The organism is Micromonospora thermarum, from assembly GCF_012034245.1.
Classification (GTDB): Bacteria; Actinomycetota; Actinomycetes; order Mycobacteriales; family Micromonosporaceae; genus Micromonospora; species Micromonospora thermarum.
Genome location: NZ_JAATEO010000031.1, coordinates 43,742 through 68,398, shown reverse-complemented (window position 1 = coordinate 68,398; position 24,657 = coordinate 43,742). Strand labels below are relative to the sequence as shown.

Here is a 24,657-nt window from a genome sequence, read left to right as displayed (position 1 = left end):
TCCGGCCCACTTCAGACCAGGCCGACCGCCGATTCGACGCAGGCCCTAGCATCGCCGGCATGGCAACGAGGCTCGTTCAAATCAACATGAAGGCTCGGGACGACTCCGCACTGGGCGGTTTCTGGGCGGAGGCGCTCGGCTGGGGAGTCTCCAGCGAGGGACCCGGCGTGACCAACCTCGAACCCGAGGGCTTCGTCTACCCCGACCCCGCCGCCGTCTGCATCGACCTCATCGCCTCCCCGGAACCCAAGGCGGTGAAGAACCGCGTGCACGTCGACCTCGCCACCACCTCGGCGGCCCATCAGGCGGAGTTGGTGACGCGCCTGAAGGATCTCGGCGCGACGCCCGCCGACGTGGGCCAGGGCGACGTCCCATGGACGGTCATGGCCGACCCGGAGGGCAACGAGTTCTGCGTGCTGGACTGGCACGACCCGATCCGGGACACCGGACCGATCGCCTCGGTCGTGGTCGACTGCGCGGATCCGCGGGCCATGGCCCGCTTCTGGAGCAAGGCCATGGACTGGACCCTGCACAAGGTGACCGACCAGAGTGCCGTACTGCGCTCCGCCAAGGGCGTCGGCCCATACCTGCAGTTCCTCCGCACACCCGACGTGAAGACCGTGTGGAACCGCGTCCATCTCGACCTCCGCCCGTACCCAGGTGACGACCTGGAGGCCGAGGCGGCCAGACTGCGGACTCTCGGCGCCACCGCCATCGACCTAGGCGAGAACGATGTCCCGTGGACGGTCCTCGCCGACCCGGAAGGCAACGAGTTCTGCCTCCTCGCCCCAGGCTGACCACCCCGTCCACCGGGTCGCGTGGTGGAGGGCGGGACGCGGTGTGCGTACTCCCAAGGAGAAGCCCCGCCGGCGAGGTGCCGGCGGGGCCGTGTGGAGCTTGGGTGGGACGGCGGTCAGGAGGGTTCCGGGGCGCAGATGAAGCGCGGCTCGGCGTCGTAGCGCCAGGTGAACTTCTCGCGCTTGACCACCTTGCCGTCCTTTCGGAAGACCCGGTAGGCGTCCTGCGTGAAGCCGTCGCTGCCGGCGGCGGCGATGCAGTCGGGGCCCGGCTTCAGGTAGACCGTCTTCGGCTTGGTGATGTTGCGGCGCGGGCTGTACTCGGTCTTCACGTCCCAGATCTTCGTGCTCCAGATCGAGACCGTGATGGTGCTGGCCGTGTACGAGGTGTCGATCAGTACGCCGTGGTCGGTGTTGTTCCGGAACTTGAAGTCCAGGTCCGGGTAGAAGATGGTCGACTCGATGACGGCCGGGTAGCGGCTGAAGTAGAACGAGTGCGGCTTGTGCTCGACGTCCTGCAGGCCCGCGTAGTAGGTCGCGTTGAACAGCGTCGTGGTGAACTGCGAGACGCCGCCGCCGACGCCGGGCACCAGCTTGCCGTTGAGGATGACCGGGGCGTCCTTGTAGCCCTGGGCGTAGCCGCGCTCCCCCGTGTGCCCGTTCAGCGAGAACGTCTCGCCGGGCAGAACGAGCGTGTTGTCGACGTCCTTGGCGGCGGTGATGATGTTCTGGCTGCGCGGCGAGGAGAGCCCACCGGGGAACCTGGTGGTGAACGTGGAGACCCGCTCCTTGATGCCGAGCCCGGCGAGCTTCGCCGCGGTCAGCTCCGGCTGCGCCGGCTTGAGCGTGCCGGTGACCTTGCGGCCGTCCGTCAGGGGCAGGACGGCGAGCAGGGCCTCCCCGAGCGTGCTGGTGTCCAGCTGCTGACCGGGCTTGCCGTCGGTGATCTTCGGCTTGCCGCCGGTGAGCGTGATCCGCGCGTCCTGCGGCGGCACCTCGACCTTGGCCAGGTCGTCGCCCAGCGCCGTGCGGAGCCGCTTGACGTCCACCCGCGCGGTCAGCTTGCCGGCCTCGTCCGCGCTGAACCGCAGGCTCCTCGCGATGGCCGCCGGCGGGATCGTCACCGAGCCCTTGTCCGTGGTCAGCGTGACCGGCGCGGCCACCGCGGGCCTCGCCAGCTCGGCCACCATCTTGTCGACTTCCTCGGCGGTGGTCGCTGGGTGCTTCTCGATCAGCGGGATGGTGATCGGCTGGTCGCTCAGCCAACCCTCCCGCACCGCCTGCGCCGAACGCTCCGGGTCGAGGGCGAGGCTGGGCTTCGGATGCACCGCCTTCGGCGTCAGCCCGCTCCAGGTGATCGCCGGCATGGTCATCTTGCGGCCCTGGTCGCCCACGACCGTCTTGAGCGCCGCGTCGAGGCGGGCCACGTCCACGGTCACCACCGGCTGCACCGTGCGCGACCCGACCAGCCGGTCGACCGCGTGGGCCTCCGCCTCCGCGGCGGCCGCCACGGTGGCGTCGACGTCGACCGCGAGCCCGACGTCGGCCGGGCTGATCTCCGCGGTGCGCTCGCCGACGCGTACGGTCACCGGTGCACCCAGCTCGGCCGCACGCCGGTCCAGCTGCGCGCGGAGCTCGCGGGCGGCGTCCGACCGACTCCGGCCGCCGAGCTCGGCGCCGAGCACCGTCGTCCCGCGGGGCACGTCACCGGCGTACGCGTAAGCGCCGACACCGGCCACGGAAGCGAGCACCACGGTGGCGAGCCCGGTCGCGAGCAGCATCCGGGTGCGGCGGGAGCGCCCGCGACCCCCCGAACCGGCCGGCCCGGCGGGCGCCGACTCCTCGACCGGCCACTGCACCGCGGTCACCTGCACGGTGGGCCGGTCGTCGGCAGGCGGGGTTCTTTCGCCGTACAGCGTCACAGTCACCTCGATCGGGGCGTACCACACGAGCGGGTTTCCCGCCCGGAAGACAACTACGGTAACCAACGTGTCGGCGCTACGGCAGCCTGCTCCCGGCCCATCCCGGCACCGCGTGTCGCGGACCTACCCGATCGTCGCCCACCGTGGCGGACATGAAACGGTGTGAGCATGCGGGTGGACGACGCGGTCCTGGCGTACGGCGGCGGATGGGTGGACCGGGCGGGGGCGCTGCGGGCCGACCCGGAGCGGGTGGCGGCCCTCCTGGCCGGACCCGGGACGCGGGTCCTGGCCCTCTGGCGGGACCACTGCCTGGTGGCCGGGGACGTCCCGGTCCGGTTGGCCGGTGACCGGGCGGCGCAGGCGCGCGCGGTCGCCGACGAGGCCGTCTTCCTCGGCCTGGACTCCGGGGAGCCGGTCTTCGCGGTGGACCTGTCCGGGCTGACCAAGGACGCCGCCCGCGAGCTGGCCGGGGCGACGGCGGTCACCGACGTGCGGGGGCTCGTCGGGCGGCTCACCCCCGCCGAGGCGGCCATCCAGGCGTACGCGCGGGGCCTGCTGCACTGGCACCGCCAGCAGCGGTACTGCGGCACGTGCGGCCGGCCCACCGAGTCCCGGGACGCGGGGCACGTCCGCCGGTGCGCCGGGATCGACTGCGGCCGGTTGTTCTTCCCCCGGATCGAACCGGCGATCATCGTGCTGGTGGAGGCCCCCGGCTCGCCGGGCCGCTGCCTCCTGGCCCGGCACGCCGGCGCGCCCGAGGGGGCGTACTCGACGCTGGCCGGCTTCGTCGAGGTGGGCGAGAGCCTGGAGGACGCGGTCCGGCGGGAGATGGCCGAGGAGGCCGGTGTGGTCGTGACGGACGTCGCGTACCAGGGCTCGCAGGCCTGGCCGTTCCCGGCCGGGCTGATGGTGGGCTTCCGGGCCACCGCCGCGTCGGAGGAGGTGCGGGTGGACGGCCAGGAACTGCTGGAGGCGCGCTGGTTCACCCGTGCCGAGCTGCGGGAGCGGGTGGCCGCCGGCCGGCCGCTCGGTCGGGTCGACTCGATCGACCACCACCTGCTGCACCGATGGCTCGCCGAGGACTGATCCGGGCAGTTCAGCCTTGGTCGTGCGCGTCGGGTGACGCCGGCTGCCCGGCCCGCGGGGGCGTCGCCCACGCACGGACGGCCATCGCGAGCGTCATCACCACGGCGGTGCCGAGGGCGCACCAGAGCAGGCCGGCCACCGTGCGCGGCGCGATCGACAGCGCGGTGACGACCAGGACGACGCTCCCCGCCCAGAGGGGCGCGGCGGGCCAGCGGACCCCGGCCGCGACCGCGGCGTTCAGCAGGACGAACACGACCGCGTAGAGGGCCCCGACGGCGGCGAAGAGCGGCGCGTACCCGCCGAGGTGGGTGTAGTCGGGGCCGCCGGCGAGCCGGAACGCCAAACCCCCGGCCGACGCCGAGGCGAGCACCAGCAGCAGCCCGCACGCGCCCGTGAGGGCGAGTGCCACCGTCCGGCTGCGCCGGTCGCCACGGGCCAGCCGGGGCAGCGCGAGCACGGTGGCCACCTGTGGCGCCCAGAGCGCGCCCTTCGTGAGCACCGTCCCCACCGCGTACGCCCCCGCGTCGCCGGCCGGCAGCAGCTGACGGGCGAGGAGCAGGTCCGCGTACGAGACGACGAGCATGGCGAGCGTCGCTCCGCAGCCCGTGAGGATCCGGCCGGCGCCGAGCGGCGGGGCCGTCGGTGCGGCCGTCGCCGTGGTCGGTCGGGTCAGCGCGGCGAGCGCGAGCGGGGTGAGGACGGCGGACACCGCGCCGAGCAGCAGCGACCCGGTCAGTCCCAGGCCCAGGAGCAGACCGACGAGTACGCCCCCGTACCGGCCGGCGGCCAGCAGGACCATCCCGACGGCGAGCCGGACGAACCGCTGCCCGCCCTGGAGCTCCCCGAGAGGGCGGCAGGAGAGCACGACGGCCGCCGTGGTGACCGCGGACAGGATCGACACCTCGACCGGGAGGCGCAGGGCGGTGGTGAGCAGCGGGGTGGCCGCGACCAGCGCCCCGGCGCAGAGCGTGGCGGTCACCAGGGCGGCCCGGCGGGTGTCCGAGTGCCCGTGCCGGGCGTGGTGCACCGCGACGGCGAGCTGCAGGCCGAATCCCGGCACGCTCGCGATGGCGATCAGGCCGAGGGCGGTGGCGAGGGCGCTGAGGTCGGCCGCGTCGAGCTGCCGGGCGGCCAGGACCGGTGCCACGTAGGCGAGACCGTTCCCCAGGATCCCGGCGGCCGTGACGGCGAGGCCGGCCGTGCCCAGCGCGCGTACGCCGACGGGCTCGGGACGCGTACGCGCCACGTCGCCACCGTCGGTCCGGCTCACGTGATCCCCGAGAGGTCGGAGTCGCGCCACGAGTCTGCCTTCGGATCGCGCTGCTGCGGCACCCCCGGCGGCGGGGCGGGCGGCGAGGCGGACTCGGCCGGACGCGGAGGTGTGCGCCGGACGGGTCGGCGCCGGACGGTCGTCGACAGCCAGAGGCAGCCGAGGGCGAGGAGCACGAGCAGCTGCGGAAGGGCGGCGGTGTGCCGTTGCGCGGCGTCGAGGTACGCCCACGCCGCCAGGACGAGGAGGGCGGCCGGGAGCCAGGTCTCGGCGATCCGGGTGACGAGCCGGACCCGGCGTGGGTCCGCCGACGGGGGCAGCGGGATCGAGCCGGGGAGGGCCAGCAGGACCCCGGCGGCGACGAGCAGGCCGCCGACGAGGCCACCGAGCATCACCAGTGCCGCCGCGCCGACGGCCAGCAGGGTGAGGGACCGGGCGGGCCGGCGGCGGACCGGTCGAGCGGTGGGACCGCCGCCGTGGCGGCGCTCGGGGAGCACCGCGAGGACCACGACCACCACGAGCAGGACACCACCGGCCAGCAGGCCCAGCCGGTACGGGCCGTCGGGCGTGAAGCGCAGGACGACCTCGCCGGAGGCGCCCGCGGGCAGCACCCAGCCCTGCTGCCACCCGTCGACCACGACGGGGCGGAGGGGCTTGCCCGCGAGGGTGGCCTGCCAGCCCGGGTTGGTGTTCTCCCGGACGGCGAGCACCCGTTCGGCGGTTCGCGCGTCGACCCGTACCCGCCGCTCGGTCAGGCCCCACCGCGAGATGTCCACCCTGCTCGGGGTCGTCGCGCCAGCGGGCGTGGCCGGCTGCGGCAGCAGGGCGACCCGGGTCGGCGTGGCGAGTCGGCTGCCGGAGGCGACGAGACGCTGCTCGCCCTCGGCGAGCCGGACCTGCTGGGTGCGGCCGCACGGTTCGGCCTGGACCTCCCGCAGCTCCAGCAGGTCGCGCAGCGTGCCGCGGAGGGTGGTGGTCACCCGGGCCCCGCCGACCTCCAACGCCGGGCCCGATCCGCAGCCCAGCTTGAGCGGCGTGTCCAGGTCGGGCCGCACGGTGGGCGCCCCCGGCAGCACGGTCACCTCGCCGACCGCGATCGGCAGCGGCTCCGGCAGTCGGAGCCCGTACGGGTCGGTGCTGGTGGCGGACGGCTTGTCGAGAAACTGGATGGTGATCTCGTCGGTCCGCATCGGCGGGTTCAGGGTGAGCAGTCCGTCCTTGCTCAGCAGGCTGCTCCGGAAACCGTCGTCGCCGACCACGCGCACGCTGCCGAGCCGGGTGCCGGCGACGGCCGGGTCGACGGCGAAGCGCAGCCCGTTGATCACCTGCGGCCGGAGCCACTTCATACGCAGGATCGGAGCCTCGTCGGTGACCGCCGGCGACCAACTGGTGGACGGATCACCGTCGAGTACCGCGCCGGGTCGGCGGACCGGGTCGCGTACGTAGGTCGACGAGGCGCTGACCTCCGGTGCGAGGCTCAGCCCCTGCGCGGCGGCCACCATCTCGTCGATGGTCGCGTTCAGGGCCGGGCCGGGCGCCGGCCGTGCCCACAGGCGGGCGGCGTACGCCCCGGCGGCCGGCAGGCTGAGCGTGCGGTCGATCGTGCGCCCGTCCTCGGAGCCACGGACGGCGTCGGTGGAGCAGTGCGGCCGTCCCTCGACCGAGAAGCAGGCCGGTGTGGTGGGAGCCCCCGACACGACGACGGTCGGCGGCCGGTCGGTGGCTGGTGCGGCGGGAAGCTGGAGGGTCCGGCTGGTCTGGATGCCCGGGATGCTGATCTCGGCGACGCCGACCGTTCCGCTGCCGAGCGGGCGGAGCGCGAAGGTCTCGTCGACGGAGATCCGGACTTCCCGGGTGGCGTGGACGCCGTTCAGCTCGAAGATCATCCGGTCGCCGAACCCCTCGACGGTCCGGCTCTCGTACCCGGCGGTGACGGTCACCATCGTCGGCAGGGAGTCGGCCGTCAGGTCGAACCGGACCTCCACCTTGGTGATCCTCGTCGGGTTGGCCAGACCCACCTCGATCCACTGCCGGTCGCCGGGGCTGTACGGCGCGGACTGCCAGGAGGTGGCGGAGTCGCCGTCCATCGCCGCGTACGGCTGATGCTCCGGGCGCGCGCCGCCGGGGGTGTCGACCTGCGAGCGCGCGGTCGAGGCGCGGATCGCGCTGATGCCCTCGAAGCGGGCGACGGTGGACCGCTCGGCCCCCCAGTCGGGCAGGTAGTCGTGCGCGGGCGCCGGCACCTCGAAGGTGTCCTCCGCGGTGAGGGTCTGGGAGGCGTTGTCGCGCAGCCGGCCGAACGACACGTCCCGCCGCCGGAGCCCGTCGGTCATCGCGACCGGCCCGGCGACGCCGCCGGCCGGCGCGTCGCCGGCCAGGAGCGTGGGGGCCGGGGTCAGCTGGCCCGCCGCGGCGAGATCCAGGAGTGACTCGGGACCGCCCACGACGGTGGTCACGTCGTCACGGTCGTAGGCGACCACCGGCTCGACAGGCCGGTCGACCCGGTAGACCTCCAGGGCGCGTACGGGCACGTCGAGCCCCTGGTCACGAAACTCGCCGGGCGTCGACGAGCCGCCGCGTACCGGACCGAAGGCGGTGACCCGCGTCAGCCCCGGTGAGCGCTCCAACGCCTGGCGGACCACCGCCGGGCGGGCCGTGTCGGATCGGCCGTGGTCGAGGTCGGCGCGGAACAGGACGTGGCTGATCCCGGAGCGGGCGAGCAGATCGGCCAGGCCGTCCGAGCCGGCGCCGGTGGCGAGCGCCGCCTCGATCGCGTCCAGCAGCCGGATCGTGGCGGGCGGGGTGAAGGGGATGGCGTTCCGCACCGCCCACCGGCTGTCCAGCAGCGGCTGGGTGATCTCGTCGGTGGTGCTGCCCCAGTCGTAGGACGGGAAGCGTGCGCCGGGGACGACGAGCACCCGCCCGCGCCCGGTGTTCGCGTCGAGCCAGTCGGCGGCGTCCTGCCAGTAGCCGGGCACCTCGCGGACGCTCCCCGGGGTGGCGAGCCCACCGGCGACCGCCGGGCCGGCGACCGTCGCGACCGCCGCCATGGCCACGCCGGCGGTGAGCCAGGCGCGGGCGACGGTGCGCCCGCGCCGCCCGGCGGGCGCGGTGCGTGCCGCGCGGACGACCAGGCTGACCAGGTGGGCCACGCCGAGCGCCAGCGGCAGGCGCAGCAGGACGTCGAACTTGTGCACGTTGCGCAGCGGCGCGCCGACCCCGTCGAGGAACCGCTGCTGCGGCCCGGCGAGGAGGTTGGGCAGGTCACCGACGTGCCCGAGACCGACGAGCGCGGCGCCGAGCACCAGGCCGGCGGCCAGGAACCGGCGGTGCAGCATCCCGCGCCGGGACAGCCCCAGGACACCAAGGGCGGCGACGGTCAGCGTGGCGACGACCAGCACCAGGTCGTTGGCCAGCCGTGCGCCGGCCGGAATGGTCGGGCCGGACGGGGAGGCCAGGTACGCCACCCAGTAGGAGGCGCCGCGGAGCGTCGTCACGCCGTCGGTGACGCTGGTGGTGTTCCGGGCGGTCTCGATGTAGTCGAGGAAGGGCGGGCTGTACCGGCCGAGGACCAGCAGCGGAACCAGCCACCAGGCGGTGGCCAGGGCGACCGCACCGCACCACGCGGCGATCGCGGTGATCCGGCGGCGCAGCGGCTGGAGAGTGGCGAGCCAGAGCAGGGCGAGCGGCACCACCGCGAACACGGCCGTCGCGTTGACCCCGCCCGCGCAGGCGACGGCGACGGCCGACCCGGCGACGGCGCGCCGCAGCGGCGCCCCCCGGGCGAGGCCCACCAGGGGGATCAGCACCCACGGTGCGATGGCGCTGGGCCAGGACTCGACCGAGGACCAGCCGAGCTGGGTGAGGATCCGGGGCGACAACGCGAAGGCGACGCCGGCGATCATCCGACCGGCGGGCGAGCCGATGCCGAGCCGGCCGGCCAGCCGCACGACGCCCAGGTACGCGACACAGAAGAGCAGTGCCCACCACAGCCGCTGCACCACCCACGGTGCCAGCCCGAGTTCCGACCCCAGCAGGAAGAACGGGCCCATCGGCCAGAGATATCCGTACGCCTGGTTCTGGAGCTGGCCGAAGGTGCCGGTGGGATCCCAGAGGTGCAGTGAGCGGAGCAGCCACCCGGCCGGGTTGAGGTTCAGGTCGACCTTGGTGTCGGGGACGACCTGCCCCGGGTCCTGCTGGAAGGCGAGGGCCGTGAGGGCGATGCAGATGGTCAGATGCCGGAAGCGCCGGGCCGTGCGCCGGGTACGGCTCGGCACGGCGCCATCGGTCACCTCTGCACGCATCTCGCTCCTGTCTCCGTCGGCCGGACGGGCACCGGCAACCGAGGGTTGTCGAGCGACGGTAGCCGGGCCGGGGTGGGATCGGCGACCTGGGGCGCTGCGGTGGCGATTATCGGGAGAACGGCCGTCCCCACGGCGTGTAAGCGTGTGGCAGGCTGCCGACCATGTCAATGCCAGAAGCTGAGGCCGTGACGCGGCCCGACACCGTCGTGGCGGAGGACGACGGGCCGGGCTTGTTCGGCCGGTGGTTGCGGGCCGACCGGGTCCGCGCGGTCGCGTTCGCCCTCATCGTCGTGTCCGTCGCCTGGCGCGCCGGCCTCGCCGCCCGTGGGTGGTTCTCCCAGGACGAGTTCGTCATCGCCGCCCAGGTCCTCGACGCGCGGCTGGACGCGGACTTCCTCCTGCGTACGTTCAACAACCACCTCATGCCGGGTGGGCTGCTGGCGGCGTGGTTGATGGTGCGGGCGGCCGGCTTCGTCACCTGGCCGTGGGTGCTGATGCTGGCGGTCGGCCAGGCGGCGGTCGGCATCGCGTTCTACCGGCTGCTGCGCGACCTGCTCCGGCCGGGCTGGGGCCTGCTCATCCCGCTGTGCATCTTCCTGTTCAGCCCGCTGACGCTGGAGGTGTCGTCGCTGTGGCTGGTCGGGCTGCTGGTGCTGCCGGTGCAGTTGGCCCTGGTCCTGGCGGTGGCGGCCCACGTCCGGTACGTGCGTACCGGTCGCCTCCGGCACCTCGCGGTGGTCGCGGTGTGGGTGGTGTTCGGCCTGCTGTTCGACACGAAGGCCCTCCTGATCGTGCCGCTGCTGTTCCTGCTGACCGTTTTCCTCTTCACCCGGGGCGCGCCGTGGCGCAGCGTGGTGAGGGCGGCCCGCCGGCACTGGCCGGCGTGGCTGGTGCTCACCGTGCTGTCGGGGGCCTACCTGGCGTTCTACCTGACCCGGCCGGCTCGCGCGCTGGACCGGCCGACGTCGGTCGGACAGGTTCTGACGTTCCTCGGTGACCTGGTCGGCCAGACCGTCGTGCCGGGTCTGCTCGGTGGCCCCTGGAGGTGGACGTACGCCGGCGACGGACCGCCGCTGGTGGACCCGTACGACATCGCGAAGTGGCTGTCCTGGGCGGTGCTGGCGACGCTCGTCGTGGTCACCGTCCGGCGGCGCCCGTCGGCCGGGCGGGCCTGGCTGCTGCTCGCGTGCTACCTCGGGCTGGTCGCCGCGCTCTTCGCCGTGACCCGGCTCGGCGGCGTGCTCGGCCCGCTGGTCGGCGTCATCCCCCGGTACGTCGCCGACGTGGTGCTGGTCGCCGCGATCTGCGCCGGCGCGGCGCTGCTCGGGATCCGCGACACCGACGAGGGTGACGTGTCCGCGTGGCCGGTGCCGACGGTCCTGCGCGAGCCGGGCGCCTTCGCGGTCGGCCTGGTCTCGATGATCGCCGTCCTGGCCACCATCGCGGTGGGCACGTTGTGGAGCACGGCCCGGTTCGGTGACAACTGGAGCACCAAGCACGGGCGGGAGTACCTCGAAACGGCGCAGGCCGAGCTGGCGGCCGCGCCGCCGGGCACGGTCTTCCTGGACACGATCGTCCCGGACCGCGTCGTCGCCGGGTACTTCTGGCCGGACAACCTCCAGTCGCACTTCTTCCGCCCGGCGGACCGCCGGCCGGTGTTCGTCAAGCAGGCCGAGCGGCCGTCGACGTTCGACGAGAACGGCCGGATCCGTCCGGCCGCGGTCGAGGGATGGAAGATCGTGCCCGGCTCGGTGCCGAACTGCGGACACCTGGCGGAGGGCGGGCGGACCACCACGATCCCGATGGAGAGGTCCCTGGAGGAGTGGCCGTACGTGGTGCAGTTCGGCTACTTCAGCGAGGAAGCCACCACGGCGATCATCCGGCTCGGCGACGCCACCCGGGAGATCACGCTGAAGAACGGGCTCAACGAGGTGTTCTTCCTCCTGAAGGGCGCCGGGCACGCCATCGAGATCACCGTCCGCACCCCCGGGGTGGCGGTGTGCACGAATCTGATCACCGTCGGTCGGGTGGTGCCGGCGCCGTGAGTGGCTGAGCGAGTCGTGGACGCCGACCGGAGGCGGCCGGCCCGGGACCGGTTGCCGCTGTACGTCGTCGCGGCGGCCGTGACCGCGCTGGTGCTCGCCCCGCTGGCGGCGCCGGGCTACGCGCTGCTGTACGACATGGTGTTCGTACCCCGGCAGCCGCTGACCTGGGACCTCGTCGCCCCGGCGGAGAGCCTGCCCCGCGCGGTGCCGATGGACGCGGTGGTCTCGCTGGTCACCCAGCTCGTCCCGGGGTGGGTGGTGCAGCGGCTGGTGCTGGGTGCGGCGATCCTCCTGGCGGCGGTCGGCGCCGGGCGGCTGGTGCCGACCGAACGGCGTGGAATCCGGCTGCTCGCCGCGGTCGGCTACGCCTGGACGCCCTACCTCGCCGAGCGGCTGCTCATCGGGCAGTGGGGGCTGCTGGTCGCGTACGCGGCCCTCCCCTGGTTGGTGCGGGCGGCGCTGGACCTGCGGGCGGGCCGCGACGGCGCGCTGGCCCGGGTGGTGCTCATCGCCGCACCCGCCGCGATCACGCCGACCGGCGGGCTGGTCGCGTTGGGCGTGGTGGCCCTGCTGGTGCCCGCCCGGGAGCGCTGGCGGCGGTCTGCGCTCGCGGTCGCCGGTGTCGCGTTGCTCAACGCCCCCTGGGTGACCGCCGCGCTCGTCACCCGCGCGGCCGGTTCCTCCGACCCGGCCGGCGTGGCGGCGTTCGCGGCGCGCGCGGAGAACTGGGCCGGTCCGCTGGTGGCGCTCGCGGGCACCGGCGGCATCTGGAGCGCGCAGGCCACGCCGGCGAGCCGGGCGGTCCCGCTGGTGCCGCTGGCGACCCTGGTGCTGCTGGTCCTGGCCGGTGCCGGCGTCGGCCTGCTGCGGCGTCGGCTGCCCCCGGGCGCGACGGTACGGCTGACGGTGCTGGCCGGCGCCGGCTTCCTGCTCGCCTCCCTCGGGGTACTCCCGGGTGGGGACGCCGCGCTGCGCTGGGCGGTGGTGAACCTGCCCGGGGCGGGGCTCCTCCGCGACGGCCAGAAGTTCCTGGCCCCGTACGCGTTGCTGCTGGTGGTGTGCGCGGCGCTGGGCGCCGAGCGGCTCCTCGGCCGGGTGGAGCGGGTGGACCGCGACATGGCGGGCGTGGTGCTGGTCGGGCTGCTGCTCCTGCCGGTCGCCGTCATGCCGGACCTCGCGTTCGGCGGCGCCGGCCGGCTGCGGCCGGTGAGCTACCCGGCGGACTGGCGCGCGGTCGCCGGGCGGGTGGCCGACGACCCCGGCGGCCAGATCGTCTCACTGCCGCTGAGCGCCTACCGTGCGTACCCGTGGAATTCCGGTCGGGTCGTCCTGGACCCGGCCCCCCGCTACCTGCCCGGGACGGTGCTGACCGACGACACGTTGCGGGTCGGTGACGTCGCGGTGGCCGGCGAGAACCCGCGCCTGCGCGAGCTGCGCCGCGTGCTCGCGGAGGGGCGGCCCGTCGCGGCGACCGGGGCGCGGTGGGTGGTGGTGCAGCACCACCTGGCCGGCGGGGTGGACCCGGCGACCCTCGCCGGTCTCGAGGTCGTCCACCGCGGGTCGTTTCTCACCCTCTACCGCAATCCGGCCGCACCGTCCGGACCGGTCGCCCCGCCTCCCGCCCGGTGGGCGGTGGTGGCAGCCTTGGGTACCGCCCTTCTGGTGGTCCTGGTTGCCGTCTTTTCGGCACTACGCCGAAGGGCTACCGCGTGGTAACGTCCGCTCGCACGTCTCGGCATTGGAGGATTGGCATGCGTAAAGCCCTGACCCTGGTCGTCACCGGCCTGGTGGCGGCGGTGCTCGGGATCCTGGCCCTCGGCGGGCTCGCGGCTGCCGCGACCGCCACCGAGGCCGAGGCGGTCACCGAGGCCCGGAACGCCTCGGAGGCGGCCAAGCGGGCCGGCAAGCAGGACCCGTACGCCCCCGAGGTCTACGGCAACAGGTAGGACGGCGCGCCCCGCTGCTGCACCGGGCGGGGCGACTCCGCACCCTCCAGCAGGGCCGCGAAGCGACCACCCGCGACCTCCCAGGTGAAGCTCGCCGCGTGCTCCCGCGCCTCCTCGCCCATCCTCCGCCGGACCTCGTCCTCGTGGAGCAGCGTGCGCACCTTGGCCACGTAGTCGTCGATGTCGTCGGCGAGCAGCCCGGTGCGCCCGTCCACGACGGCCTCGGCGACGCCGCCCGCGTCGCGGAAGGCGACGGTGGGCGTACCGGCCGATCCCGCCTCCACGATCGTCAGACCCCAGCCCTCCTTGAGCGACGGGGTCAGGGCCACCCACGCCGAGGCGAGCAGGCCCGCCTTCTCCTCCTCCGTCACGAAGCCCCGGAACTCCACCCGGTCGGTGATACCCAGGTCGCCGGCGACCTCGTGCAGGTGCGGCTCCCACCAGCCCTGCCCGGCGACGACCAGCCGCAGCTGCGGCAACTCGTCGGCGAGGGCGGCGACGGCCCGCAACGCCACCTCGACCCGCTTGTGCGGCACCAGCCGGTTGAGCGTCACGAGCAGGGGGAACGGCGCGCGTTCCGCGTCGGTGCGGGGAAGGGTGGGCGTGCCGTTGTGCACCACCGAGACCTGCTCCGGAGGTACGCCCAGGGTGGCCAGCTCACGCCGGGTCGCCTCGGAGACCGTGACGTACCGGCAACGCCGGTAGACGCGTACGGCGAACGACGACTCGACCCACCAGCCGAAGCGGGCCGCCCAGGGCGGGAGCACCACCGGCCACTGCTCGCGGTGGACGTGGTGGATCAGCTTGACCACCGGCCGCCGCGCCCACAGCGGGGCCAGGAACGGCAGGCCGTTGCAGACGTCCACGAGGATGTCCGGCCGGCCGCCGCGCCGACGGGAGAGCGGGCCGAAGCCGAGGGCGCCGGCGACGTAGCAGAGCGCGGCCCACAGGTACACCGTGTGGCGGCCGCCGCGCCGCACCAGACGAACGCCCGTCTCGTTGACCTCGTCCGCGGGCGCCCGGTCGTGGGCGGCGCAGAACAGCGTGACGCGGAAGCCGCGGGCCACCAGCTCCGCGGCGATCCGCTCGACGTACACCTCGGAACCGCCGCCCTCGGGGTTGCGGGTGTCCCGCCAGTTGAGGAACAGCACGTGACCGGGGGTGTCGGCGCAGCGCTCCACGCGATTCCTACTCTCAAGTAATTTAGCGACGCGCGTCACACTAGGCCTTGCGAGTCGGCCCCGGCAACCAGCCGGCAATAAACGGTTGCGGCGACGCTGCTCAGCGTGACGGGCTGACCGCGGGTAGCCGGGGCTCCGGCACGGGCGCGACCGGCCGGCGGCGGCGCTGGGTGCCGAGCACCTGGAGGGGGCGCTCGATGCCGTAGTAGCTGACCGTGGCGTAGGCCAGGCCGCCCGCCATCGTCAGGGCGAAGGTGCTGACCAGTCCGCCGGTGAAAATGGGACGGTCGTCCACGAGGTAGATCATTTCGATCATCAGCGGGTGCCAGAGGAACAAGCCGTACGAGACCGCGCCGAGCCACCGGGCGGGAGCGCTGCCGAAGGTCTCCTTGACCCGGGTCGGCCCACCGAAGGCCACCGGGATCAGGATCAGCACGCCGACCGCGAGGTAGAGGGTGAGCTTGACGGCGAACTCGACGGCGGTCGGCTCGGCGAGGTCCCGCGGGCCGGCGACGGGCGTCGTCGCGATCGCGAGCAGGCCGGCCGCCGCGACCCAGCAGGCGACCGGTGCTGCGGCAAGGTCGCCGAGCACGCGGAAGGCGGGGGGCGCGGTCCCGGTCTGCAGCGCGACGTGTGCCGCCGCCAGGACCATGCCCGCGCTGAACCAGCCGGCGTACGCGGGGAGCCACATGGTGTGCATGGACGTGTCGAGCCAGCCGAGCCCCATCAGGGCGAGCCACCCGGCGGTCACCAGGACTCCCCCGGCGGCGATCACGACGGTACGGACGGGCCGCCACGTCCGGCCGACGGCGAGCACGGCGACCAGCGGCAGGATCAGGTAGAACGCGACCTCGGTGGCGAGACTCCAGGTCTGGCTGAGCCCGTGGCGCAGCTGGCCGGGCTCGTAGATCTGGGTGAAGGTGAGGTGCCGGACCCAGTCACCGGCCGACGCCGGCCGGTTCTGCGGCAGGACGATCAGGCAGACCAGCACCGCCAGCCAGTAGGCCGGCAGGATCCGCAGGGCCCGCCGCCAGAGGTACCGCCCGGTGCGCGGCCGGGGCCGGCCGGTTGCGGCGTTCAGGGCCCACGGTCGGAACAGCAGGAACCCGGAGAGCACGAAGAAGATCGCGACGCCCACGTCCATCCGCGCCAGCCAACCGCCCCACTGCGTGTTCATGCTGACGCCGGTGTTGAATCCGACGTGATGGCCGACGACCGCTACGGCGCCGATCGCACGCAGTGCATCCAGGGCGGGTAGGCGGCCGGTGACCGAAGACTCGGACGCGCTTGGCGCGGCGGCTGTGGACATCTGGACATCCAGGGGGTCGCTTTGAGGGTGACCGGAGAGTAACCTCCCGCCATGTTAAGGATCGGGTGCCCCGGACGACAGGTCGTAGGGCGGCAGGTTACAGGAGGATGAGTGAAGCTTCGCGTGGGCGCCGCGCTCTTCGGGCTGGGCGTCTTGTTGCTGGTCTTCGCGGCTGGGCTGCCGTTCTACGTGGCCCCTGCCGTGACCAAGCTGCCCTATGACCTGGAGCCGACGACGTCGATCGCAGAGGCGAAAGACGCTCGGTTCCTGAAGATCACCGTGGTGGGGGAGTCGGTGAACATCGATGTCCCACAGGCCACGCTGCTGTCCAACGTCGAGGTCATTCCGCAGCCCGACGACACCAAGGACCGGCTGCCGGCGAACCTCAAGGGCGACGCGGTGATCTGGGACGTCTACCAGACGGTCAGGCGTGCCGACAACCAGGAGGTGGTGAGCCAGTACAGCACGCAGCTCGCCCTCTACCGGATCTCCGGCGCGGCCGCCCCGTGGAAGGAGCAGTGGCTCAACGAGACCGGCGCCGAGCAGACGCCGGTGGGCAACGTCAGCTACTCCGGCCAGGTCTACAAGTTCCCGTTCGGCACCGGGAAGCGTGACTACCAGATCTTCGACCGTGACCTCAAGAAGGCCCTGCCGGCGAAGTTCACCGGCACCGAGACCGTCAAGGGCCTCGAGGCGTACCGGTTCGAGCAGCGCATCGAGAACGAGGTGCTCAACACCCCGGAGAGCAGCATCAAGACGCTGCTCGGCAAGTTCTCGCCTGGCGCGACCACCGGCCAGGTCGTCTACAGCAACACCCGGACGGTGTGGGTGGACCCGGTGACCGGCTCGTACGTCAAGGTCCGGGAGCAGCAGCACAAGGAGCTCCGCCCCGACGTCGGCACGCCCACGGTGCTGCTGGACGCGGACTTCAACTACACCGACGAGACGGTCACCAAGAGCGTCGAGACGGCGAAGGACAACCGTTTCAAGATCTCTCTGGTCAGCCTGTGGCTGCCGATCGTGGCCGGCGTTCTCGGCCTGATCGCGCTGGTGGCGGGCATCTTGCTGGTGCTGCGGGGCAACGGCGGGGGTGACGGTGCCCGGCACCGGGCCGGCGTCGCCCCGATCACCGACGACACCCGGGTGGACCAGGAGCCGGTCCGGGACGACGCGCGGACCGCCGAGCAGCCGGCGGTGGACCGCCAGGGCGGTCCGTTGAGCGACGAGATCCCGCCCGCGACCACCAACTGGAAGGCCGACGACGGGGCGGTGCCGGCTCAGCGGCCCGCCGCGGGCGAGGTCGAGCAGCGGTGACGCGATCGGGCTGACGGCCCGGCACGGACGAGGGGTGGACCGAGCGGTCCACCCCTCAGTGTTTCCCGCCTCACGTCGCGTGGTCGTTACGGAATCGTAATCCGTCGATGGTTTGGCTACGCGGCGTTATCTCCGTGTCCGGCAATGCCGGTTTTCCTGCCGCTTGGACTTTACAAACAACGCCGCTCTGTCAACATGCTGTGACGACGTCGCGTCGCTGCGTCAGCCCTCTGTTACTGACAGGTAATCCGGGTCTTGTGACGCGGGCCTCAGGGGTGCACCATCATCGCACGTTCGTTACCCGCCGGTAACAGGTGACGTGGCCCGGTGCGGGGCCGTCACCCCCGCCGACCGGCCACCCCGCGCGACATCACCCCGAGGAGGGCCCCGTGCAGGATCGGTTCGACAACCCGGGTCGTACCCGGTGGCGGCGTTTCGCCGCGCTCATGGTGCCGGCGACGGCTGTCGCTGGTGCGATCGTCTTCGGCATGTCCAACGGCGCGATCGCGGCGTCGTTCGCCGTCTCCGGTCAGACGTTCAAGGTCTCCGCGACGGAGCTGCGCGGTGACGGCTTCGTCCAGTACGGCGGGATCGCCGAGGAGGAGAACGGCACGAAGCACCCGGTGGCGGTCTCCGGCATCCGCGACGCCAAGCTCTACAACCTGTGCCAGTCGGTGAAGGTGCCCGGTGCGCCGGTCGTCCTCACGATCAACGCCGGCGGGGGCGGCAAGCCGGCCACCGCGAGCGAACTGCTGATCGACATGGACCTGCTCGAGGGCGACGCCGAGTTCAAGAACATCAACATCGGCCAGGACGCCTCGACCCTGACCGGCGGTCCGAAGGGCGCCACCGGCGAGAAGAAGTCCTTCGGCCAGCAGTCCGACACGGTCGTCATCAAGAACCTCCGCCAGGTGGCCCGCTCCACCCACGCCGGCACGTTCAACCTGACCGGGCTCAAGCTCAAGGTCAACGTCGGCGCGGACGCCAAGGAATGTTTCTGAGCTGATCACCGGGGCCCGCGGAGGGCACGCTCCGCGGGCCCATCCCTGCCCACGACCCCTCACCCGGCAGGAGGCGTACGTGACAACCGCCGAACCGCAGCACGTCCGGCCCGGTCGTCTCCGCGAGACCTGGCGCGGCTTCCGCCGGTGGCGCCGGGTCCGCCCGTTCTGGGGCGGCCTGCTCACCGTGCTGGCCGGCCTGGAGATCTTCGGGACCACCCAGATGTCGCTCGGCGGTCTCTCCTTCCAGATGGGACCCACCGGGTTCCTCTCCTGGCTGATCCCCACGATCCTGGTGACCTGCGGCCTGCTGATCTGGTTCAGCCCGCAGCAGCGGATCTTCTACGCCGTGGTGGCCACGGTCACCGCGCTCTTCTCGCTGATGGGGGTGAACCTCGGCGGCTTCTTCGTCGGGCTCCTGCTCGGCACGGTGGGCAGCGCACTGGCCTTCGCCTGGACCCCGGACCGGCTTCCCGCCACGACGCCCGACGCCGATCCGGGGGCGGGCGGCGACCACCCCGGAGCCGGGACCGAGCCGGCCGAGCCGACCTCACGCCACCTGCGGGCGGTGCCCGCAGGCCCCGACCGCGACGCGTCCACGCTCGTCGACGAGGCCGGCCTGGGCGGCGACCGGCTCCGCGCGGCCCGGCCGGCGCCGTCGGCGTACGAGCCGGGGCCCTACCCGCCGCCGGCCGCTCCGCCCGTGCCCGGGCCGCGCGGTCCGCGGTTCCTCGCGGTGCTGCTCGGGCTGGTCGGGCTCTCCGCCACGGCGGCGCTCGCCGCGCCCGCCCCGGCGCGGGCGGCCGTCCCCGCGGGGTGGGCGGTCGTGACGGCGCCCGCCACCTGCCCGACCCGACCGGCGGCCACCGGCCCGGCGGCGCCGAGCCGGTCGGCCACCCCCCGCCCGAGCGGCTCCCCCTCGACCAGCCCGAACCCGGACACCGACGAGGACGACGGCAACTTCATCACCGACATCCTGGAGGGCATCGGCGACCTGTTCGGCGGTGGCGGCGACGACGAGGACCAGCCGTCGGCCTCGCCGACGCCGACCCCGACCCCGACCCCGACCCCGACCACCACCGGCGGTCCCTCCACGACCGGCACGCCCCGTCCCCGGCCCACCGCGTCCGGCTGCCCCACGGCCCCGCCGACCCCGAGGCCGAGCGGCGACGTCGAGGTGGGCGAACCGCTGCCGCGCGTCGCGGTCGACCCGGGACAACCGGCGGTGAACGCGGTCCCGTCGAAACTGACCGGCTCGAAGGTCACCATGACCGGGCTGCGGTTCGACGGGATCGTCGACCTGCCCACCGCTCAGGGCACCCTCAAGGCGCTGAAGTTCAGCATGGCGCGGGCGGTCACCGACGACTTCCTGCTCCGCGTACCCGCCCCGGCCGGGCGCACCATGGGCTTCGCCACCGGCCAACTGACCGTCCAGGGGAACGTGGACTTCTACGCGACCCGCTTCGTGGGGCGGCTGCTCGGCATCAAGATCACGTTGACGCCGGACCTGCCGTTCCCCGACGGCCTTCCGATCACCTCACCGATCCCGATCACCTTCACCGAGCCGGTGATGGACCTGGCGTTCGTCACCAGCGACACGCTGACCGCCAAGCCGCGGCTGCGGCTGACCCTGGACTGACCTCGCTCCACCACCACCCGGGTGCGGGGCCGGTGTCCGCCGGCCCCGCACCCTCCTTCCCGTCAGAGCCGGGCGACGGCCCGGCGGAGGGGGTCCAGCCCGAGGGCGCCCAGGTCGAGCGCCTGCCGGTGGAACTCCTTCAGGTCGAAGTCGACGCCCTTGCGGGCCTTCGCGTCGTCCCGGGCCTGGAGCCAGATCCGCTCACCGACCTTGTACGACGGCGCCTGCCCCGGCCAGCCCAGGTACCGGTTCAGCTCGAAGCGCAGGTTCTCGTCCGGCACCCGGCAGTGGGCCCGCATGAACTCCCAGCCCAGCTCCGGCGTCCACCGCTGCCCGGGGTGGAAGCCGAACGGGTTGTCGGCGGGGATCTCCAGCTCCAGGTGCATGCCGATGTCGACGATCACCCGGGCGGCGCGGAACGCCTGGCCGTCGAGCATGCCGAGCTTGTCGCCCGCGTCCTCCAGGTAGCCCAGCTCGTCCATCAGCCGCTCGGCGTAGAGCGCCCAGCCCTCACCGTGCCCGGAGACCCAGCAGAGCAGCCGCTGCCAGCGGTTGAGCTTCTCGGCGCGGACCGCCGTCTGCGCGATCTGGAGGTGGTGGCCCGGCACGCCCTCGTGGTAAACGGTGGTGACCTCGCGCCAGGTGGAGAAGTCGGTGATGCCCTGCGGCACCGCCCACCACATCCGCCCCGGGCGGGAGAAGTCCTCGCTGGGGCCCGTGTAGTAGATGGAACCGTCGCTCGTCGGGGCCAGGCAGCACTCGATCCGGCGTACCTGCTCGGGGATGTCGAAGTGGGTGCCGTGCAGTTCGCTGATCGCCTTGTCGGCGAGCGCCTGCATCCAGTCGCGGAACGCCTCCTTGCCCTGGATGGTGCGGGCGGGATCGGCGTCGAGCGCCGCGACCGCCTCGTCGATGGTCGCGCCGGGCCCGACGATCCGCGCGGCCACCGCCCGCATGTCGGCCTCGAGCCGCGCCAGCTCCTCGAACCCCCAGGCGTACGTCTCGTCGAGGTCGACCTTCGCGCCCAGGAAGTACTGCGACGCCAGCTCGTAGCGCTCGCGGCCGGCGGCCTGCCGCTCCCGGCCGAGGGGTGCCAGCTCGGTGCGGAGGAACTGGCCGAACTCGGCGGTCGCCGCGGTGGCGGCCGCCGCGCCGCGCCGCAGCTCGGCGCCGAGGGTGCCGTCCTCGCCCAGCCGCTCGACGAGCCCGTGGAAGAAGTTGTCGCCGTTCGGGTCGACCCAGATGTCGCACTGCTTCGCGACCTCCAGCAGCTGCGCCCGGGCGCTGACGTGCCCGGCCGCGGCCTCCGCGCGCAGCGTGGTCTTGTAGTCCTCCAGCGCGCCGGCGAAGCGGTTGAGGCGGGCGGCGATGTTCGCCCGCGCGTCCTCGCCGTCGGTGGGCATCAGGTCGAAGACCGAGCGAAGGTCGTGCAGGCCGCTGGTGATGACGCTGACCCCGTTGCCGACCTCCCCCGCCTCGTAGCGGGCGAGGTCCAGGCCGAGCCGCTCCTGCATGGCCTCCTGGGCGGTCCGCTCCACCTCCGACTCGGGCTCGGTGACGTCGAGGTCGGCGAGGGTCCGCCGGGTCAGGTCGGCGCGGGCCGCGTACCCGTCGGGCGTGAGGTCGTCGAGCTGGTCGTCGTAGCCGGCGATGCCGACGTAGGTGGCGCCGGTCGGGCTCAGCGCGGCCCAGTCCGCCACGTAGCGGTTGGCGATGTCATCGATTCGTCCCACGCTGCGACCCTACGTGACCCGACGGCCTGGTTGTCGACCGTGTTTGCGGTGCGCCGGCCGCGGTTTCCCCGGGCCGGCGTCGATCGGGACCGCCGCCGCTGTGGCGGTCGACACGGCGTCCGAAAAGCGCGGGACTTCGTCGTACCCCTACGGCAGAGTGTCAGGGGTGACGGCGGACTTCACTCCTGACCGGGCGGCCCTGCGGAGCTGGCTGCCCGGGTTCATCGCCCTGGCCGCGATCTGGGGTTCCAGCTTCCTGTTCATCAAGGTCGGGATTCGGGAGCTGCACCCACTGCACCTCACCTTCTACCGGGTCGCCGCCGGCGCGGTGACGCTGCTCGTCGTGCTCGCCGTGCTGCGCGACCGGCTGCCCCGCGAGCCGCGGGTCTGGGCCCACCTGTTCATGATCGGGGCGCTCGGCGTGGCGGTTCCGTTCACCCTCTTCGGCTACGGCGAGCAGCGCGTCGAGTCCATGCTCGCCGGCATCTGGAACGCCACCACGCCGCTGATCGTGCTGCCGATGGCGGTGCTGGTGTTCCGCACCGAGCGGCTGACGGCCCGCCGGGCGGTCGGGCTCGGGCTGGGCTTCGCCGGTGTGCTCGTGGTGCTCGGCGTGTGGGAGGGCGTCGGCGGCTCCCACTTCGCCGGCCAGCTGATGTGCTTCGGCGCGGCGGCCTGCTACGGCGTGGGCATCCCCTACCAGAAGAAGTTCGTGGCCGGCAGCGCGTACTCGGGGCTCTCGCTCTCCGCCGCGCAGCTGCTCATGGCGATGGCGCAGCTCGCGATCGTCGCGCCGCTGGTGGCCGGTGCCCCGCCGGTGCCCACCGCCCTGTCCGGCGAGGTCGTCGCCAGCGTGCTCGCGCTCGGCGCGCTCGGCACCGGGCTGGCCTTCGTCATCAACCTGCGCAACATCCGGGTGGCCGGGGCGAGCACCGCCTCCACGGTCACCTACCTGATCCCGGTCTTCGCGGTGCTGATCGGCGCGCTCGTGCTCGACGAGCGCCTGACCTGGCACCAGCCGGTCGGTGCGCTGGTGGTGCTCCTCGGCGTCGCCGTCACGCAGGGCCTGATCGGCCGCCGCCCGACGCCGACCCCGACGGGCGCGCCGGCGGTGCCCGCCGCCGAGCCGGTGCTACACGGCCGGGCCCCCTGACGACAGGTGCGGTTCCTAACGCTTCGCGGCCCACGCCACGAGCTGATCCGCCGACCAGGTGTTGACCACCCGGTCGGCGGGGACGCCGCAGCGGGCGGCGCGCTCACAGCCGAAGCGCTGCCAGTCGAGCTGCCCCGGGGCGTGCGCGTCGGTGTTGATCGCGAAGAGGCAGCCGGCCTCCAGCGCCCGCCGGATCAGCCGCTTCGGGGGGTCCTGCCGCTCCGGCCGTGAGTTGATCTCCACGGCCACGTCGCGTTCGGCGCAGGCCGCGAAGACCGCGTCCGCGTCGAAGTCGCTCTCGCTCCGGGTACGCGGGCGGTGCGCCCGGTCACCCGGCCCGGTCACGCCGGCCGGCCGGGACGACACCATCCGTCCCGTGCAGTGACCGAGGATGTCCAGGTGCGGGTTCGCGATGGCGGCCAGCATCCTCCGCGTCATCTTGCCGCGCTCGTCGTTGAGGCCGCTGTGCACCGAGCCCACCACCACGTCGAGCCGGGCCAGCAGGCCGTCGTCCTGGTCGAGCGAGCCGTCGGCGAGGATGTCCACCTCGATTCCGGTGAGGATCCGGAACCCCTCGGGCAGGGCGTCGTTGAGCTTCGCCACGTGGTCGAGCTGGCGGCGCAGCCGGTCGGCGGTGAGGCCCCGGGCCACCTTCAGCCGGGGCGAGTGGTCGGTCAGCACGACGTACTCGTGCCCCAGCTCGGCCGCGGCGAGCGCCATCTCCTCGATGGGTGAGCCGCCGTCGGACCAGTCGGAGTGGGTGTGGCAGTCGCCGCGCAGGGCGGTACGCAGGGCGGCCGCCTCCGCGTCCAGGTCCGTCCCCTCGGTCGCGACCAGCCGGCGCAGGTAGACCGGCTCGTCCCCGGCCAGCGACTCGACGACGCAGCGGGCGGTGACGTCGCCGACCCCGGACAGCTCGGTGAGCTTGCCGCTGCGTGCCCGCTCCGCCACCTCCTTCGCCGGCAGGGCGGCCAGGGCGTTCGCGGCGGACCGGAACGCGCGCACCCGGTAGGTGGCCTCGTTGGCCCGCTCCAGCAGGAACGCGATCCGGCGCAGGTCGGCGATGGGATCCCGGGCGGTCATGCCCTGCAACCTACGCGCCCACGCCGCGCCTCGGGGGACGAGCGGCGGCGTGTGGGGCGCCGCCCGTCGGGTCAGCGGCCCGCCGGCGCCTTCGGGCAGCCGTGCCGGCGGTGCCAGGCCGTCACCTCGGTCGCCGGGCTGCGGTCGACGCCGCGCCGCCACGCGTCCAGATAGGGCGCCGGCCAGACCACGCCGCGCCGGATCCACCAGCCGTCCTGCCCCGTGCACGGCGGTGAGATGCCGAAGTGCAGGTGGCAGACGTTGTTCGCGTTGCCGGTGCGGCCCACCGTGCCGAGCTGCTGGCCGGCCCGCACGCGGACCCCTCGGTCGATCCCGGCGGCGACCTCGGTCAGGTGCGAGCCGTAGTAGCGGACCCCGTCGTCACCGAGCACGGAGACCGACAGCCCGCCGTTCCACGGGCCGAGCGGGCCGCGCGGGTCGAACCGGTCCACCCGGCTGACCTCCAGGACCGTCCCGTCGGTGACCGCCACGACCGGCTCCCCGCAGTCGGCGAAGATGTCCGTGCCGGGGTAGGCCGAGTGGGTCGGGTGGTAGGCGACCTTGCGGGCGCGTACCGGGAAGACGTGCGTGAGCCCGGCGCGGGTCGGTGCCGCCGACGTGCCCCCGGAGGTCGCGGCGGCCGGCGCGGGGCCGGCGGGCGACGACGCGGCCGGCTGGTCCGCGGTGGCCGGTGCGGTGGGCCTGCCGACGTCCGCCCCCGGCCGGGTCGTCGCGCAACCGGCGGCCAGCACCGACACGAGCAGCAGCAGGACCGGGTACGCCGGGCGGTGTCCGGTCGACGGCGGGGGCATCCGGCCATCCTGACAGACCAGTACGGTGAGGACGAGAGGCGTGCGTGGGGGGAGGAGCGACC

At 73.6% G+C, this 24,657-nt stretch carries 17 protein-coding genes; 9 read left to right on the top strand and 8 right to left on the bottom strand.

Going from position 1 to position 24,657, the window contains the following annotated elements:
• Positions 1–59 precede the first annotated feature (59 nt).
• On the top strand, positions 60–797 hold the full coding sequence (locus HCJ94_RS24075) for a VOC family protein (protein WP_168003315.1): 738 nt from the start codon (positions 60–62) through the stop codon (positions 795–797).
• A gap of 116 nt (positions 798–913) precedes the next feature.
• Here the strand turns inward: HCJ94_RS24075 and HCJ94_RS24070 are convergent, their stop codons facing one another.
• On the bottom strand, positions 914–2,725 hold the full coding sequence (locus HCJ94_RS24070; protein WP_168003314.1) for a VanW family protein: 1,812 nt from the start codon (positions 2,723–2,725) through the stop codon (positions 914–916).
• A 162-nt stretch (positions 2,726–2,887) separates the two neighbouring features.
• Between HCJ94_RS24070 and nudC the strand changes: the two genes are divergently transcribed.
• Positions 2,888–3,805, top strand: coding sequence for an NAD(+) diphosphatase (gene nudC / locus HCJ94_RS24065; protein ID WP_168003313.1), 918 nt, complete (start codon positions 2,888–2,890; stop codon positions 3,803–3,805).
• A gap of 10 nt (positions 3,806–3,815) precedes the next feature.
• On the opposite strand, the gene HCJ94_RS24060 is transcribed toward nudC, so the two are convergent.
• The gene (locus tag HCJ94_RS24060; protein ID WP_309227407.1) at positions 3,816–5,075 is read right to left on the bottom strand and encodes a lipopolysaccharide biosynthesis protein; all 1,260 of its coding nucleotides are present in this window, start codon (positions 5,073–5,075) and stop codon (positions 3,816–3,818) included.
• Entirely contained in the window at positions 5,072–9,379 is a 4,308-nt protein-coding gene (locus tag HCJ94_RS24055) for an alpha-(1->3)-arabinofuranosyltransferase (protein WP_168003312.1), read from the bottom strand. Before HCJ94_RS24055 ends, HCJ94_RS24060 begins: the two co-directional genes overlap by 4 nt.
• Positions 9,380–9,546: 167 nt before the next feature.
• On the opposite strand from HCJ94_RS24055, the gene HCJ94_RS24050 reads away from it, so the two are divergent.
• The 3 genes from HCJ94_RS24050 to HCJ94_RS24040 are packed head-to-tail and all read left to right on the top strand — an operon-like array spanning position 9,547 to position 13,370.
• Positions 9,547–11,424 (top strand): glycosyltransferase family protein, encoded by a 1,878-nt coding sequence (locus HCJ94_RS24050; protein WP_373684442.1) that lies wholly within the window; start codon positions 9,547–9,549, stop codon positions 11,422–11,424.
• Positions 11,425–13,140 (top strand): MmpA family trehalose lipid delivery protein, encoded by a 1,716-nt coding sequence (locus HCJ94_RS24045; RefSeq protein ID WP_309227406.1) that lies wholly within the window; start codon positions 11,425–11,427, stop codon positions 13,138–13,140.
• A gap of 35 nt (positions 13,141–13,175) precedes the next feature.
• Positions 13,176–13,370: a hypothetical protein gene (locus HCJ94_RS24040; RefSeq protein ID WP_168003310.1), complete on the top strand. Its 195-nt coding sequence runs from the start codon at positions 13,176–13,178 to the stop codon at positions 13,368–13,370.
• On the opposite strand, the gene HCJ94_RS24035 is transcribed toward HCJ94_RS24040, so the two are convergent.
• Together HCJ94_RS24035 and HCJ94_RS24030 are read right to left on the bottom strand one after the other, a co-directional pair.
• Entirely contained in the window at positions 13,355–14,551 is a 1,197-nt protein-coding gene (locus HCJ94_RS24035; RefSeq protein WP_168003309.1) for a glycosyltransferase family 4 protein, read from the bottom strand. The two genes, HCJ94_RS24040 and HCJ94_RS24035, sit on opposite strands and share 16 nt — an antisense overlap.
• 100 nt (positions 14,552–14,651) lie before the next feature.
• Positions 14,652–15,860, bottom strand: a complete 1,209-nt coding sequence (locus HCJ94_RS24030) for an acyltransferase family protein (RefSeq protein WP_168003308.1) — start codon at positions 15,858–15,860, stop codon at positions 14,652–14,654.
• 111 nt (positions 15,861–15,971) lie between these two features.
• Between HCJ94_RS24030 and pgfA the strand changes: the two genes are divergently transcribed.
• From pgfA to HCJ94_RS24015, 3 genes are all read left to right on the top strand, one after another.
• On the top strand, positions 15,972–17,174 hold the full coding sequence (gene pgfA, locus HCJ94_RS24025) for a cell envelope lipid trafficking protein PgfA (protein WP_168003307.1): 1,203 nt from the start codon (positions 15,972–15,974) through the stop codon (positions 17,172–17,174).
• A 389-nt stretch (positions 17,175–17,563) separates the two neighbouring features.
• A complete protein-coding gene (locus tag HCJ94_RS24020) occupies positions 17,564–18,175 on the top strand; it encodes a DUF6230 family protein (RefSeq protein ID WP_168003306.1) in 612 nt (203 codons plus the stop codon).
• A 79-nt stretch (positions 18,176–18,254) separates the two neighbouring features.
• Positions 18,255–19,814: a DUF6114 domain-containing protein gene (locus HCJ94_RS24015; protein ID WP_168003305.1), complete on the top strand. Its 1,560-nt coding sequence runs from the start codon at positions 18,255–18,257 to the stop codon at positions 19,812–19,814.
• Positions 19,815–19,876: 62 nt separating this feature from the next.
• On the opposite strand, the gene HCJ94_RS24010 is transcribed toward HCJ94_RS24015, so the two are convergent.
• Positions 19,877–21,547 (bottom strand): DUF885 domain-containing protein, encoded by a 1,671-nt coding sequence (locus tag HCJ94_RS24010; protein WP_168003304.1) that lies wholly within the window; start codon positions 21,545–21,547, stop codon positions 19,877–19,879.
• Positions 21,548–21,713: 166 nt separating this feature from the next.
• Here HCJ94_RS24010 and HCJ94_RS24005 point away from each other — a divergent pair, with 166 nt between their 5' ends.
• Positions 21,714–22,700, top strand: coding sequence for a DMT family transporter (locus HCJ94_RS24005; protein ID WP_168003303.1), 987 nt, complete (start codon positions 21,714–21,716; stop codon positions 22,698–22,700).
• A 15-nt stretch (positions 22,701–22,715) separates the two neighbouring features.
• Here the strand turns inward: HCJ94_RS24005 and HCJ94_RS24000 are convergent, their stop codons facing one another.
• A complete protein-coding gene (locus HCJ94_RS24000; RefSeq protein ID WP_168003302.1) occupies positions 22,716–23,783 on the bottom strand; it encodes a PHP domain-containing protein in 1,068 nt (355 codons plus the stop codon).
• Between the two features lie 71 nt (positions 23,784–23,854).
• A complete protein-coding gene (locus tag HCJ94_RS23995; RefSeq protein WP_168003301.1) occupies positions 23,855–24,595 on the bottom strand; it encodes a M23 family metallopeptidase in 741 nt (246 codons plus the stop codon).
• Positions 24,596–24,657: the final 62 nt, after the last annotated feature.